Source organism: Halorubrum aethiopicum (genome assembly GCF_001542905.1).
Lineage (GTDB): Archaea > Halobacteriota > Halobacteria > Halobacteriales > Haloferacaceae > Halorubrum > Halorubrum aethiopicum.
Map to the genome: position 1 here is coordinate 1347932 of NZ_LOAJ01000001.1, position 15189 is coordinate 1363120.

At 66.4% G+C, this 15189-nt stretch carries 7 protein-coding genes; 6 read left to right on the forward strand and 1 reads right to left on the reverse strand.

Annotation, left to right across the window (positions count from 1 at the left end; translation table 11 throughout):
* Entirely contained in the window at positions 1 to 2571 is a 2571-nt protein-coding gene (locus tag AXA68_RS06535; protein ID WP_066414351.1) for a heavy metal translocating P-type ATPase, read from the forward strand.
* Between the two features lie 357 nt (positions 2572 to 2928).
* Entirely contained in the window at positions 2929 to 5937 is a 3009-nt protein-coding gene (locus tag AXA68_RS06540) for a BGTF surface domain-containing protein (RefSeq protein ID WP_066414353.1), read from the forward strand.
* A 461-nt stretch (positions 5938 to 6398) separates the two neighbouring features.
* Here AXA68_RS06540 and AXA68_RS06550 read toward each other — a convergent pair whose 3' ends face one another.
* Positions 6399 to 6845, reverse strand: coding sequence for a VanZ family protein (locus AXA68_RS06550; RefSeq protein ID WP_066414355.1), 447 nt, complete (start codon positions 6843 to 6845; stop codon positions 6399 to 6401).
* Positions 6846 to 6959: 114 nt separating this feature from the next.
* Between AXA68_RS06550 and AXA68_RS06555 the strand changes: the two genes are divergently transcribed.
* The 4 genes from AXA68_RS06555 (at position 6960) to AXA68_RS06570 (ending at position 14851) form a co-directional block, all read left to right on the forward strand.
* Complete coding sequence (locus AXA68_RS06555) at positions 6960 to 9416, forward strand: hypothetical protein (RefSeq protein ID WP_066414357.1); 2457 nt, start codon at positions 6960 to 6962, stop codon at positions 9414 to 9416.
* A gap of 126 nt (positions 9417 to 9542) precedes the next feature.
* Positions 9543 to 10958, forward strand: coding sequence for a sugar transferase (locus tag AXA68_RS06560; RefSeq protein WP_066414359.1), 1416 nt, complete (start codon positions 9543 to 9545; stop codon positions 10956 to 10958).
* A 177-nt stretch (positions 10959 to 11135) separates the two neighbouring features.
* Positions 11136 to 13196, forward strand: coding sequence for a hydantoinase/oxoprolinase family protein (locus AXA68_RS06565; protein WP_066414361.1), 2061 nt, complete (start codon positions 11136 to 11138; stop codon positions 13194 to 13196).
* Positions 13193 to 14851, forward strand: coding sequence for a hydantoinase B/oxoprolinase family protein (locus AXA68_RS06570; protein WP_080505163.1), 1659 nt, complete (start codon positions 13193 to 13195; stop codon positions 14849 to 14851). Before AXA68_RS06565 ends, AXA68_RS06570 begins: the two co-directional genes overlap by 4 nt.
* The last annotated feature ends 338 nt before the right edge of the window (positions 14852 to 15189 follow it).

Below are 15189 nucleotides of genomic sequence, written 5' to 3' on the forward strand. Positions count from 1 at the left end.
ATGGCCGCGGAGGACGGGACGCCAGTCGACGCGAACGGTGACCGCCCGTTCCCCGACTGTACGCTCTGTGACCTCCCGACCGAGGGCGTCGACGTCGTCGACGACGACGGCAACCGGTTCTGCTGTACCGGCTGCCGGGACGTGTACGACGCGCTCGGCGACGTCGACGCCGACGCCGAGGACGTCGCGGCGCGGCGGGACCGGAACGCCGCGGCCGCCGTCGACGAGGAGGAGCCCGACCCCGACTCCGGATCGGTCCCCGCGGACCACGAGGCGACGTTCCTCGAGGTGGACGGGATGCACTGTGCGACCTGCGAGGCGTTCATCGAGACGGTCGCGACCGACACCGAGGGCGTCAGCGCCGCGAGCGCCAGCTACGTCACCGACACCGTGCGGATCGACCACGACCCCGAGAGCGTCTCCGCCGACGACCTGGCCGACGCGGTGAGCGGCCTCGGCTACAGCGCGTACTCCCGCGACGACGCCTTCTCGCGGCGGCAGTCGGACAACATGGCGACCGCGCGGCTCGCGATCGGCGTGCTCGTCGGGATGGCGGTCATGCTCCAGTACGTCGTGTTGATCTACCCGACGTACTTCGCGTTCCCGTTCTACAACGAGCGGACCCTGGAGTACCTCAACCAGGCGATGTCGTCGACGTCGGGGACGTACTTCTTCATCGTGATCGGCGTGTTGACGACGATCGTCCTCCTCGTCACCGGCAAGCCGACCCTCAGGGGGGCGTACGTGAGCGCGCGGACGCGCTCGCCGAACATGGACCTGCTCGTGGCGATCGCCGCCGTCAGCGCGTACCTCTACAGCACGCTGGCAGTCGCGCTGCTCCCCGACCCCTCCATCTACTACGACGTGACGGTCGCTATCATCGTGATCGTCACCGTCGGCAACCACTACGAGTCTTCGGTCAAGCGGCGGGCCACGGAGCTCCTCTCCGACCTCACCGCGGTCCAGGTCGACACGGCGCGGCGGGTCGGGCGGGCGGGAGCGGGGGAACACGACGAGAACGGGGCCGACGGCGAGCCGACCGAGGTCGCGCTCGACGCGCTGGAGCCGGGCGACCGCGTGCTCGTTCGCGCGGGCGAACGAATCCCAGTCGACGGCGAGGTCCTCAAGGGGGACGCCGCCGTCGACGAGTCGGTCGTGACGGGGGAGTCGATGCCGGTCCGCAAGGAGCCGGGCGACGCGGTCGTCGGCGGCTCCGTCGTCGCCGACGGCTCGCTGGCGGTGGCCGTGGGCGAGGACGCGAGCTCGAGTCTCGACCGCGTCGCGGAGCTCGTCTGGGACCTCCAGAGCGGCAACCACGGCGTCCAGAAGCTCGCCGACCGGCTCGCGACCGTCTTCGTCCCCGTGGTGCTCGCGATCGCGGTCGTCGCCGCCGCCGCCAATCTCGCGCTCGGGAACGGAGTCGCGACCGCGATGCTCGTCGGACTCACGGTGCTCATCGTCTCGTGTCCGTGCGCGCTCGGGCTCGCGACCCCGCTCGCGGTCGCCGCCGGGATCCGTGACGCGCTCGAGCGCTCCATCGTCGTCTTCGACGACACCGTCTTCGAGCGGATCCGCGGGGCAGACACCGTCGTCTTCGACAAGACTGGGACGCTCACGACCGGCGAGATGCGCCTGCTCGAGCGCGACATCGAGGACGACCTGCTCGCGCTCGCGTCGGCACTGGAGTCCCGCTCGGCGCACCCGGTCGGCCGGGCGATCGCGGCGGCACGGGCGGACGGAGGGGGGAAGGCCCGCGGCGGCGGCCCCGCCACCGACGGCGGGACGGTGGCCGAGGGGACGGTCGAGGCTCCGGACGACGTCCCCGCCGACCCGACCGTCGATTCCTTCGAGAGCCACCCGCGGGGCGTCTCCGGCATCGTCGAGGGAAGCGAGGTCGTCGTCGGCCACCCGGCCCTGTTCGACGAGCGGGGCTGGACCGTTCCGGAGGCGGTCCGCGAGGCGGTCGCGGCCGCCCGAGACGTGGGGCGCGTGCCGGTCGCGATCGGTCGCGACGGCGCTGCCGAGGGGCTCGTCGTCGTCGGCGACGAGCTTCGCGAGGGGTGGGAGGAGACGGTGACCGCGCTCGCCGACTCCGGGATCGAGATTGTCGTGCTGACGGGCGACGACGTCCGCGCGGCGACCGTCTTCCGCGAGCACGACGCGGTCTCGGAGGTGTTCGCGGGGGTGCCGCCGGAGGGGAAAGCCGAGACGGTCGAGCGGCTGAAGGGCCGCGGGCGGACCGTGATGGTCGGCGACGGCACGAACGACGCGCCCGCGCTCGCGGCCGCGGACCTCGGGATCGCGCTCGGCGGCGGCACCGCGATGGCGGCCGACGCCGCCGACGTGGCGGTCGTCGACGACGACCTCGCGTCCATCGAGACGGTCTTCGAGCTGTCGCGAGCGGCAGGCCGGCGCGTGAAGGGGAACATCGGCTGGGCGTTCCTGTACAACGCGGTCGCGGTCCCGCTCGCGGTGGCCGGGCTCCTGAACCCGCTCTTCGCCGCGGTCGCGATGGGACTCTCCAGCCTGCTCGTGGTGACGAACTCCTCGCGGCCGCTGTTGAAGGAGTGAGGAGGGGGAGTCGAGCGTCGGGCTCGTTTTGCTCGACGCTTCGGATCCATGTCGTCTCTGACGCGTCCACCTGCGGAACTGATGTGAACGGTTCTAACGCGCGTTTTCAGAACCGAAAACGAGCGTCTGACGGGGGTCAGACCACCTTGTGCCGCGTTCACACACCCTGGCCAATTCACACAAAGCATTTATACTGAACCCTACAACACACGGTCGCAACCCCTATCCGAAATGCGTCAGTGGACGAGTAATCCCCGACCGAGTCCGGCTGTACAACGAGACAGGGTAGGCGACGACGACCGGGCGCGTCTCGAAGGTCAGGAGAAAGCCGCTGATGCGATGCGAACGAAATAAACAATGACAAACGACAATAACTCAACGCGGAAGAAGGCTAATGCGGTCTTCTTCAGCTTGATCGTGGTACTGTCCATGGTCGGCGTTGGCTTTGCCGGGTCCGCGACAGCACTCGGTACCAACGACGACTATCTGGACGTGAACGGCGACGAGAAACAGGGAGGCGTTGTCTTCCAGGGTCAGGACCTTTACCTGGTTGGCGACTCGGTTAATGGCAGCAACGGCGCAACCGTTAACCTTCGCCGAGTCACCGAGTACAACGACTCCAACGCTGTCACGAACAGCGAGCAGGTCGAACAGCTTACTGTCGAGGCGTTAGATAGTGACTTCCCGAGTGCTGTGGGCTCGGGAGGCCAGGTCGTCGAGATCGACACAGACGATCTCGAGGCCGGTGACTACTTCGTCCGTGGCGTCGGTGACTTGGCAGTCAATCCTCAGCAGTCTGAGACATTCGAGGTCACGGTGCAGGACCTCTCTGCTGAGTTTGACGATGAGGAAGTCACCGATGAAGGTGCGAACTCGGTGACCGAACTCGATGTCAGTTCCGACCGTGGAACGTACTCCACGAACGTGAGTGCTAACGGCGATCTCAGTGAGACGGAACTGATTAATGTCCTGGTAACTGGTGAGAACGTGGATGTCGACAGCAACGGATACATTAACGGCTCCACAATCACCCCCAGTGATGCGGTTACTGTACAGGATCTCCGTAACATCCTGGTCAACGTGCGTGGTAACGTCAGCGTTGATGATGCTGGGAACCCGACACTCGAAAGTAGTAGCACTGAGATAGGTGATTCCAACATCACGCTGGATGAGGCCATCGCTACGGACGCTAACCCATTCGGTGCTGTCGTTTACAACACAAACGAAGAGGATGCTGACGAAAAGGTCGGCCTGTACCAGCAGCCCGACACCGCGGCTGACGTCAGCTTTGCCGGAGTTGACACGGGCGACTACGAGTTCAACTTCGACGTCGGTGACACAGAAGCCTCGGATAACGCGTCGATCACGGTGAACGAGCAGGACACGACCGGTGACTTCAGTCAGGGTGTCTACACCCAGACTGCGGGTGACGTCGTGAACATGACGCTCGAGCTCGAGGACACCGACGACGCATACATCCAGGTTGGTGACGAGGAATCCGGCTTCGTCGATGTCCTCTACGTTGAGGACGACGACGACGACGGCGAGGTCACCTTCCAGGTTAACACTCGTCTGCTGGGAACGTACGGACCTGATGATGACGTGTACAACACTGAGGATGACATCGTCGAGAGCCTAACCCACGGTGGCATTAGCGACGCAGACGACGTGCCTCGGTTCGAGGATGAGGATGGAAACGGCATCGGGTTCAACGGTTATCTCGAACAGCTGGATCTGATCGACTCTGGAGAGAGTCCGGAAGACCAGCTCGTCCGGCCGCTTCAGCCCACCAGCTACGAAGTTGCCGCGAACGGGAACGATCTCTTCGTCGTGAACGAGGACGATGAGTCCGAGCTCGACAACGAGATCGACCTCGCGACGCTCGAACTGACTGAACCTGGTGTCGGCAACATCCAGACATGGACCGCTCCGTCCGACAACGCGGATGCGGACACTGACCTTCAGGATGTCCTCGATACCGTGAATCAGACGAGCGAGATCGCAGAAGACGACCGTCTCGTCATCCAGGCCGAGGCAACCGGTATCTACGGTCACATGGTTGCCATTGACGACGACGGCTTCGACGCGCTTAACAACGGCTTCAGCGCGTCCACGCTGGATACGCTCGACAACCGCGAGGGTGAGGGTGTGAACATCGAAATCGAGGCTGACGACGCGACTGGCAACCAGGACGCGACGTCACTCGATCTCGCTGGTGCATCTGAGAGTGATATCATCGTGCTCGTTGACAACGACAGCGGCCAGATGTTCATTGTCGTTGACACGAGTTCCAGCGATGCCTTCGACGGTACGCTCGATCCGGACGCCGAGTTCACGGCCGAGATCGAGTACGAAGGTGACGCGGACAACCGCTTCGAATTCAACGGAACCAGCGTCCTCGGCGGTGCGGGCGGCGATTCCACCGAGGCTGCGTTCCCGTACTTCCAGGCCGGTGACGACGTGACTCAGACCTCAACGGGCGACTTCACGATCGCCGAGCGCGACGCGACCTTCGACAACATGGACGGTGAGGAAGTCCAGGTCGCTCTCAGCGAATCTGCGACGGTCAGCGGAATGACGAACGTTGCGCCCGGTTCAGATGCCAGCGTGCGCATCCAGTCGGCTGAGGGCGTTTCGCCCTCGTTCGTTGAGACGTCTGATGTCCAGATCAACAGCGACGGAACCTTCAGCGCCGAGTTCGACGTGAGCGCCCAGTCCGTCAACGACACGGGTACGGTCAGCTTCCGTGTCGACGGCAGCTCCGTTGCTGACTCCGACATGCGGATCGTCGAGACGGTCGGCGAACCCGCCAACTTCGCCGTCTCCGATCTCAACCCGCAGGACGTGACCGTCACGTCCGGTGACGTCATCGATGTCTCCGCAACGGTTGAGAACACGGGCGAGAACGAGGCGACCCAGACCGTGACGTTCCAGGTCGGCGGTAACACCATCGCCGAGCAGGACGTCACGCTCGACGGCGGCGAGAGCATGACCGTCGAGTTCACCGACATCGACACGTCCAGTCTCGATGCCGGTGACTACGAGCACGGCGTCTTCACCGACGACGACAGCCAGACGGCCACGCTGACCGTCGAGGCTGCCGACACCGGTGGTGACGACGGTGCCTCCGACGACGGAGAGACTGACGACGGTGCCTCCGACGACGGAGAGACTGACGACGGTGCCTCCGACGACGGAGAGACCGACGACGGTGCCTCCGACGACGGAGAGACCGACGACGGTGCCTCCGACGACGGCTCCGGTGATGACGGCTCGACGGACGACAGCACGCCCGGCTTCGGCGCGCTCGTCGCCCTCGTCGCCCTCATCGCTGCTGCCCTGCTCGCGACGCGGCGTCGCGACTAAGGCAGCCACCTCGTTCGAGTAACCACCGGCCCCGCGCCGGTCATCCACGCGGGCTTTCTTTATTCGAGCGCTACACCGACCAGCGACGGCGAACGTGTTGACCGACGTTCTCGAGGAAGTCCTCACTATCTTCAGGCACGAGCCGGGCACAATGTCGCTATCGAAACGCTCGATGCGCTCATCGAGAGTAGCAGGTTCTCACTCGTCCGGATGTCGAAGTCGGACTTCGACGCCGGCCGCTCGTTGTTCCGTCGTCACGAGCAACTCTCGTTGACGGATACCGTGATCGCTGCGACGATACATCGCAAAAGGATCGAACACGTCTAGTTTCGATGACGGCCTTCGACGCCGTTCCCGATCTCACTCGTCTCACGACATCTGAGAATCCGTTCGAGAGCTAGATCGACCGTCCCACCGCAGTCGAAACGGATTCTAGACCCCTTTCGGAAACGGGTTTCCCTCTACTCCACGGGAACCCGGAGGTCCTCGACGCGGCGGGCGCGATAGAAGCGCACGTAGCGGGTCGCGATCCGCCAGCCGACGACCGCGAGCCCAGCGCCGCTTGCGTTGGTGAGCACGTCGTCGTAGGCCGCGGTACGGACCGACAGCGTCGACTGGAGCAGCTCGATCCCGATCCCGTAGGCGGCGACCGCGAGGAAGACGAGCGCGAGGACCTGCCAGTCGGGTCGCGGCGTATCGTGGAGGGTGTACGCGAGCGCCGCGGCGAGCCCGCCGTACGCCAGCAGGTGGAGCCACGTCGAGTAGCCGAGCACGCCGAAGGGCCCGGTGCGGAAGGTGCCGCTGCCCGGCGCGGGCACGACGGAATAGAGAAGGATGACGAGCGCGACGAGCACGACGGCACCCCAGCGGACGCCCCGCGGGATCAGCGGCAGCCGGATCCGAGCCATGTACGCTCGGTGGCGGAGGGGCGGACCTAAAACGCCCGGTCTTCGGCAGGATGGAGTGCGTACGACCCGGCGACAACGGAGGGTTTTACCCGGTCGCCCGCACAGGGTCGGGTAATGGCGGACCCGCACGCGGCGACGCGGGAGCTCCTCAAGGAGCGACCGGCGGTCGAGTCGGCGCTTGAATCGATCCTCGAAGCGGACGAGTCCGGCCCCTGGGAGTTCGACGACGTCGACGTCGATTCCGGCACCTTCGGCGAGCTGGTCTCGCGGGGGATCGTCGAGCGCGAGGGCGACGAGTATCGCGTGGCCGATCGGGAGGCCGTTCGGGCCGCGCTGGAGGGGGAGACGTACGGATCGGCCGAAGCTGATCAGGGTGGAAGTGTACATGACGACGTAGTGGAAGCTCTTGTTGGGGCCGTCACTGGCATCGTTCGCGACTGGCGAGTGACGTTTCATCGAGATATTGTCATCGGACTATCTGGGGCCTTACTCTGTCTGTTTGCGTTCCGGATCGTCACGATCGGGAGCGTGTTCCGCGACGGTCGAGTAGTGCTACCGGGAAACGACCCGTACTACTACCTCTACTGGGTTGAGCAGTTGGCAGCAGCGGATCCGGCTCCATTCGCATTCGAGACGATAGCTGAGGCTCTCGGTGGACGTGCCACGGGAGAACCATTCGTACACACTCTTGGCTGGTGGGCGACCAAGCTCGTCGGTGTCGGGATCGAGGATGCGGTGGCAGTCGTCGCGTGGATTCCCGTTGTCGCTGCCCTTATTGTCGGGATCGGGGTCTATCTGGTCGCACTCTGGACGATGAACGACGAACGTATCGCGGTAGCATCCGTCCTCGTCTTTGCGTTGCTTCCCGGGCACGCGCTCTACTCTGGGATCGGCTTCTTCGATCACCACGCGATCGACTACGTCTGGCTCACGCTCTCCATCGTCGGCGTGACGTGGCTCGCACGGGACCACGAGACGCGACATTCGGAGGCACGGCTCGGTCACCTCACCTCACCGATCACGTGGCTGGTGGTAGCCGGACTCGGCATCGTCTTCGCCGCGATGGCACATTCCTGGAACGGCTCGCCGATCCTCCTCGTCGGGCTTGCCGTGTACGCGACGTTACGGGCGGCCTCGGACATACGAGCCGGGTGGAATCCGATGATTGCTGCCACTCCGATCGTAGGTGCGCTTGGATTCGGATTCTCCCTCGCGTACGTACTCCACAGCCAAGCGGGGTGGCAAGAACCAGTCGCAGTCTACGCACCAGGACTCGTCGCGTTCGGCGTGGTCCTCGTCGCGGTTGTCGCTGTCGTCCTCCAGCGACTCGGCGTACATCCGGGCGTCCACTTGGGAATCTCGGCGTTGAGTATTATTCCGTTTTGGATCGGAGTGAACCGATTCTTCCCGGAGATTGGTTCCAGATTAGCCCAGCGAATATCCGGATCGCTTCTCGGGCGTGAGGGAATCATCGAGACACAGAGTCTGTTTACTACTGAACTCGGGGTTATCTTGGGGCCGATTCCCCACTTCGGCTGGTTCCTGTTCTTGACGGTGCCCGCACTCGTGTGGCTGACGTGGCATTGCGTCCGTTCTCACGAGCCTCGATGGCTCGTCATTGTCGGGTATACGACCGTCCTCGTCGGGTTTGCTATCATCCAGAACCGATTTGCGGGCGAAGCTACTGCGCTCGTCGCGATCTGTTCTGGCCTCAGTCTGGTTTATCTTCTCTCGATAATCGATCTCGCCAAACGACCGAGTCCGTTTGGAGACAGATCAAAGCGGGTTCGACTCAATCTCTATCCCGATGGTTTCTCGTGGCAGGAGGTTGCCTATGTCACGGCAAGCATACTGCTGGTTGCTAGTTTGAGCCTGTTCATGGTCCCCGCAGCTATGGATAATCTAGCCGCGACCGATGAGGAGGTGGAGGCGATCGAGTGGATCGACGCTGATGCGGCTGACCGTGAGGGTCCCGATTACGTTTTGACTGAATGGGGACGTAGTAGGATGTTCAACTACGGAGTGAACGGCCAGTCAAGCAGCTATGCCTACGCACAAGCTACCTACGAACCGTTTGTTAATGATCCGAACCCCGATTCGTACGCCGATGAATTCCAAGACCGCGTGGGATACGTGGCGATACACGAGATCGAGGACGCCGACGCGCCTCCGAATTCCGGGTACGCCCAGCTGTTTGAGGCAAACGGAAGCACGACACCAGCAGCGAACGGATCCGGTCGATTCCAGCTGGCGTACGTCACCAACGACGACGGGATCAAAGTGTTCCGTCCCATGAACGGCGCGATGATCGCCGGACAGACCGCGCCGAACGCGACCCTGACGGTCGAGACGAACGTCACCGTTCCCGGCGCGTCGTTCGCCTACGAGCGGCGGACGACCGCGGACACGAACGGGAGCTACGCGGTCGTCGTCGCTCATCCCGGCGAGTATACGGTTGAGCTGGAGAGAGATTCCAGCGAAGAAGCTACCGAGACCACGGAGGGCAACCGAACGGTAACCGTCCCCGAATCTGCCGTCTCCGACGGCGAGCGCGTCGCGGTCGCCGACTGAGGCGAGAACGACGACCGGGGAGTCCCGCACGAGTTCGGAGTCGCGGACTGCCGTCCCGCTCCCGGCGTCATACGAGCACCCGCAACTTCACAGTATTTTTATCATTTCGCCCGATACGTGTCTCCGATGCTCTCCGGATGGCGGTATCGGCTCGAAAGCGTCGCGGGCGTCGCGCTGTTGACCGCGGTCGCCGTCGCGGTCGCGAACAGCGCGGCCGTTCACGCGCTGTTGGGCCGGCTTCCGGTCGTCGGCCGGCTGGCGGCGGACGCGCCGATGGGTGCGGAGCTGTTGTTCGAGGTCGCGACGACGGTCGTCGTCGTCACCGCCGCCTTCGTTCCGCTGTACAAGCCGCGGCCGCGGCGCATCCTCGACACCGTCGCGCTCGCACAGAAGCGGGTCATGGTCGCGATGTTCGCGCTCGCGGCCGTGGGCTACTTCGATTACACCTACCGACTCCCCCGAACGACGCTCATCGCGATCACGCCGGCGTTGCTCGTCGTTCTCCCCGCGTGGTTCGTGTGGATCCGGCGGCGGCCGACTGCCGAGACGGATCGGGTGATCGTCGTCGGCGACGATCCCGCGGAGATCGGGCGTCTCGCCGGCGACGTGGACGTTCCTCTGATCGGGTACCTCTGTCCGACGAGTTCGCTCGACTCGGTCGCGGAGTCGGAGGAGTCGCGTGCGGTCGCGACCGCGGTCGCCGACGGTGGGGCGCAGATCCGGGGATTGGATCGGCTCGGCGGACTCTCGCGCATCGAGGACGTGCTCGTCGAGTACGACGTGGACACCGCAGTGCTCGCCTTCGAACACACCGACCGCGCGGAGTTCTTCGGCGCGCTCGACGCGTGTTACGAACACGGCGTCGCGGCGAAGGTCCACCGCGAGCACGCGGACCGGGTGTTGACCGCCGACGACGACGTGGGGACGCTCGTCGACGTCGACGTCGAGCCGTGGGACGTCCAGGACCACGTCCTGAAACGCGGATTCGACGTGGCGTTCTCGCTGTTCGGTTTGATCGCCTTGAGCCCCGTTATCGCGGCGATCGCCGGCGCGATCAAGCTGGACGACGGCGGGCCGATCCTCTACAGCCAGGAGCGGACGGCGGTGTTCGGCGAGACGTTCGACGTGTACAAGTTCCGATCGATGGTTCCCGAGAGCGAGTCGGTCGAACCGGTCGACGACGAGTCGAACGACCGGATCACTCGCGTAGGTCGGTTCCTTCGACAGACGCATCTCGATGAGATCCCGCAGCTGTGGTCGATCCTCGTCGGCGACATGAGCGTGGTCGGCCCGCGGGCGGTGTGGACCGACGAGGAGTCCCTTCTGGAGGCACAGGAGCGATCCTGGCGTAAACGGTGGTTCGTCAAGCCTGGCTTGACCGGACTGGCCCAAGTGAACGGTGCGAAGAGCACCGAACCGGAGGAGAAGCTGCGGTACGACCTCCAGTACGTGAAACGCCAGTCGTTCTCGTACGACATGAAACTCGTCACTCGTCAGATATGGAAGGTCGGTGCGGACGTGGTCGAGACGATTCGCGCGTGATCGGCGGAATCGAACGTCGACGGTATCACGTCCGATCGGCCAGCGTACGCACCCCTCGACAACGTTTTGCACCCGGTGGTGAAACAGTTCCGTAACCTCGACGCGATCGACATGGAACGCACACGACACAGTGATGAGAGCCCGGAGACGGTCGGCCGCGCCGCCGGGGTGGCGTAGATGGGTGAACGGCGGATCGGCGTCGATGTCGGCGGCACGTTCACGGACGTGGCGCTGGCGCTCAACGGCGCGCTCGTGACCGCGAAGGTCCCGACCACGGACGACCAGAGCGAGGGCGTGATGGCCGGGATCGAGAAGGCCTGCGCCGAGGCGGGGATCGACCCCGAGAGCCTCGCGGAGTTCTCCCACGCGATGACCGTCTCGGTCAATGCGCTGCTCGAGGAAAACGGCGCGCGGACCGCGCTCGTCACGACCGAGGGGTTCCGGGACGTCCTGGAGATCGGCCGGCAGGACCGGCCGTCGCTGTACGACCTCGACGCCGAGAAGCCCACGCCGCTCGTCCCGGGACGCCGCCGCTTCGAGGTGGCTGAACGGGCGACCGTCGACGGGATCGAACGACCCGTCGACGGGGAGGACGTTCGCGCGGTCGCCGCGGCGATCCGCGAGGCCGACGCCGAGAGCGTCGCGGTCTCGTTGCTCCACGCCTACGCGCACCCCGAGAACGAGGCGCGCGTGGCGGAAACGCTCCGCGCGGAACTCGACGTGCCGGTGTCGGCCTCCCACGAGGTGCTCGCGGAGTTTCGCGAGTACGAGCGAACCTCGACGACCGTCGTCGACGCCTACGTCGGCCCGGCGATCGACCGCTACGTGGGCCGGCTCACGGAGCGCGCGCGAGACCGCGGCGTCCCGCAGCCGCGGATCATGCAGGCCAACGGCGGGATCACGGACGCCGACACCGTCAGGGAAAACGCCGTGACGACCGTCCTCTCGGGGCCCGCCGCGGGCGTCGTGGGCGCGAGCGCGATGGCGACCGCGGGCGGCGAACCGAACCGAACTGACGAAGCCGGCCTCGTCACCTTCGACATGGGCGGCACCTCGAGCGACGTGAGCCTCGTTCGCGACGGCGCGGCCGCGCGGACGACCGAGAGCGAGATCAACGGCCGGCCGATCCGGACGCCGATGGTCGACATCGAGACGGTCGGCGCGGGCGGCGGGTCGATCGCCTGGGTCGACGCCGGCGGCGCGCTCCGGATCGGGCCGCGCTCCGCGGGCGCCGACCCCGGGCCCGCCTGCTACGGAAAGGGCGGGACGGAGCCGACCGTGACGGACGCGAACCTCGTGTTGGGGTACGTCGGCGCGAGCACCAGTCTCGGGGGCGAGCTGTCGCTCGACGCGGAGGCCGCCCGCGACGCCCTCGCGGGGCTCGCCGAGGAGGCGGGGATGGACGGCCCGCTCGCGGCCGCCCGCGGCGTCCACCGCGTCGCGAACGCGAACATGACCCGGGCGATCCGTTCGGTGACCGTCGAGCGGGGCCACGACCCGCGGCGGTTCGGCCTCGTCGCGTTCGGCGGCGCGGGGCCGATGCACGCGATCGCGATCGCCGAGAGCCTCGACGTCGGGAGGGTGGTCGTCCCGCGGGCCTCGGGCGTCCTCTCGGCGTACGGTCTGCTCGCGGCCGACGAGAAGCGCGACGCGGTCCGGACGCGCCAGCACCCGCTCTCGGCGGTCGACCCCGACGCGATCGACGAGGTGTACCGAGAGCTCTCCGAGGAGCTGCTTGCCGAGGTGAGCGATCCCGACGCGGCGACCGTGGAGTACGCCGCCGACCTCCGGTACGCCGGCCAGAGCTTCGAGCTCACCGTCGACGTGGAGCGCCCCTTCGACCCCGCGGCGGCCGGCGAGGCGTTCGCGGCGGCCCACGACGCCGCGTACGGCTACCGGGCGGACGAGCCGGTCGAACTCGTGAACTGCCGGGCGACGGCCACGCGCTCCCGGAGCGCGCCGCCGCTCGAGTACGACGCCGCCGGCGACCCGCGGAAGGGGACCCGCGAGGCGGCGTTCGGCGAGGTGGGCGGGACGACTGCCGACGACGACGGCGGGACGGCCGCCGACGGCGTCCGCGACACGGCGGTCTACGACCGGGGGCGGCTGCCGCCGGGCGAGACGTTCGCGGGACCGGCCGTCGTCGAGGGCGACGAGAGCACGGCCGTGGTTCCGCCGGGCTGGGACGTGCGGGTGCGTGCGGACGGCGCGCTGGTGGCGGAGGTGAGTGAGTCATGAACGACGACGAGACGTCGGGCGAAGCGCAGGACCCGACCCACGACCACGGGGCGACGGTCGACCACGACCTTGATCCGGTGACGCTGGAGATCCTCCGGAACCAACTCGAGAGCGTCGCCACGGAGATGGGCCACGTGCTCATCCGCGGGGCGTACTCGCCGAACATCAAGGAACGACAGGACTGCTCGACCGCGCTCTTCGACGCGTCGGGGCGGATGGTCGCGCAGGCCGAACACATCCCGGTCCACCTCGGGGCGATGCCGGACGCGGTGGAGACGGTCCTCGAGGAGAACCCGAAGCCGGGCGACGTGTTCGTCCTCAACGACCCGTTCGCGGGCGGGACGCATCTCCCCGACGTCACGCTGGTGTCGACGATCGCGCCCGAGGGAGAGGTGATCGGCTTCGCGGTGTCGCGCGCGCACCACGCCGACGTGGGCGGCAGCGCTCCGGGGAGCATGCCCGCGGGGGCCCGAGAGATCTTCGAAGAGGGACTCCGCCTGCCCGCGGTCCGCCTCGTCGACGGCGGCGAGCCGAACGAGGCGGTCCGCGAGCTGATCCGCGCGAACGTCCGGACGCCGGACGAGCGCGAGGCCGACCTCCGCGCGCAGCGCGCCGCGAACGCGCGCGCGGAGGAGCGGGTCGGCGAGCTGCTCGACGAGCACGGGCCGACGCTGCTCGACGCCTTCGACGCCGTCATCGACTACTCGCGCGAGCGCGTCGAGGCCGAACTCGCCGCCCTCCCGGACGGCACCTACCGGGCACGGGACGTGCTGGAGGGCGACGGCGTCACAGACGAGGACGTGCCGATCGAGGCGTCCGTCATGATCGACGGCGCGTCGATCGCCGTCGATTTCTCCGGGACCGCAGAGCAGGTGGCGGGCAACCTGAACGCGCCGCTGTCGGTCGCGAAGAGCGCGGTCTACTTCGTCGTCCGGGCGATCACGGATCCGGAGATCCCGCCGAACCACGGCTGTTACGAGCCGGTGTCGGTGTCGGCACCCGAGGGGTCGCTTCTCGATCCGCGCCCGCCCGCGGCGGTCGTCGGCGGCAACGTGGAGACGAGCCAGCGGGTCACCGACGTCACGCTCGCGGCGCTCGCCTCGGCGGTCCCCGACGTCGTCCCCGCCGGCGGGCAGGGGACGATGAACAACCTGATCATCGGCGACAGAGGTGGCGAGTTCACCTACTACGAGACGATCGGCGGCGGCTTCGGGGCCCGCCCCGGCAAGGACGGGATGGACGGCGTCCAGGTCGGCATGACGAACACGCTCAACACGCCCGTCGAGGCGCTGGAGGCCGCGTACCCGCTCCGCGTCGAGCGCTACGCGTTACGGCCCGGGAGCGGCGGCGACGGCCGGTACCGCGGCGGACTGGGGCTCGAACGGACCGTGGCCGTCGAGACCGACGCCACCGTCTCGCTTCTGACCGAGCGCCGGCGGACGGCCCCCGCGGGGCTCGCGGGCGGCGCGGACGGCGCTACGGGAAAGAACCTCGTCGACGGCGAGCCGGTGCCCGCGAAGGCCTCCGTCGATGTCACGGCCGGAGCGACCGTCTCGATCCTGACGCCCGGCGGCGGCGGCCACGGTGACCCCGCCGAGCGCGACCCGGAAGCGAGGGAGCGCGACCGGCGCGACGGGAAGGTAACCGATCGGTGACGGCGACGCGAGTGGACTGATCCGTCCTTCTTCGGAACGGATGTCGTCGGATATCCCGTGAGACCTCGACCTGATCGGCGTTGAGCGACGATTATGGATGCTGTAAGGCTAAAACCCCGCTCTTCACAGTACGCCGAACCACGAGTTGAGTGTCGCTGACTACCAACGGATCGTGTGGACCCCGGTAGATATCCCGGAGACTGGTGGAGTCACTTATATACGAATTCACATGGAGGTAGACCTCAACACTCATTTTCAATTTAAGCGACAAGAATCGATCACAGAAGAATTGATTCGGCAACTACTGTTCAAGGCGGGGAGGATGTCAACCCGATCCA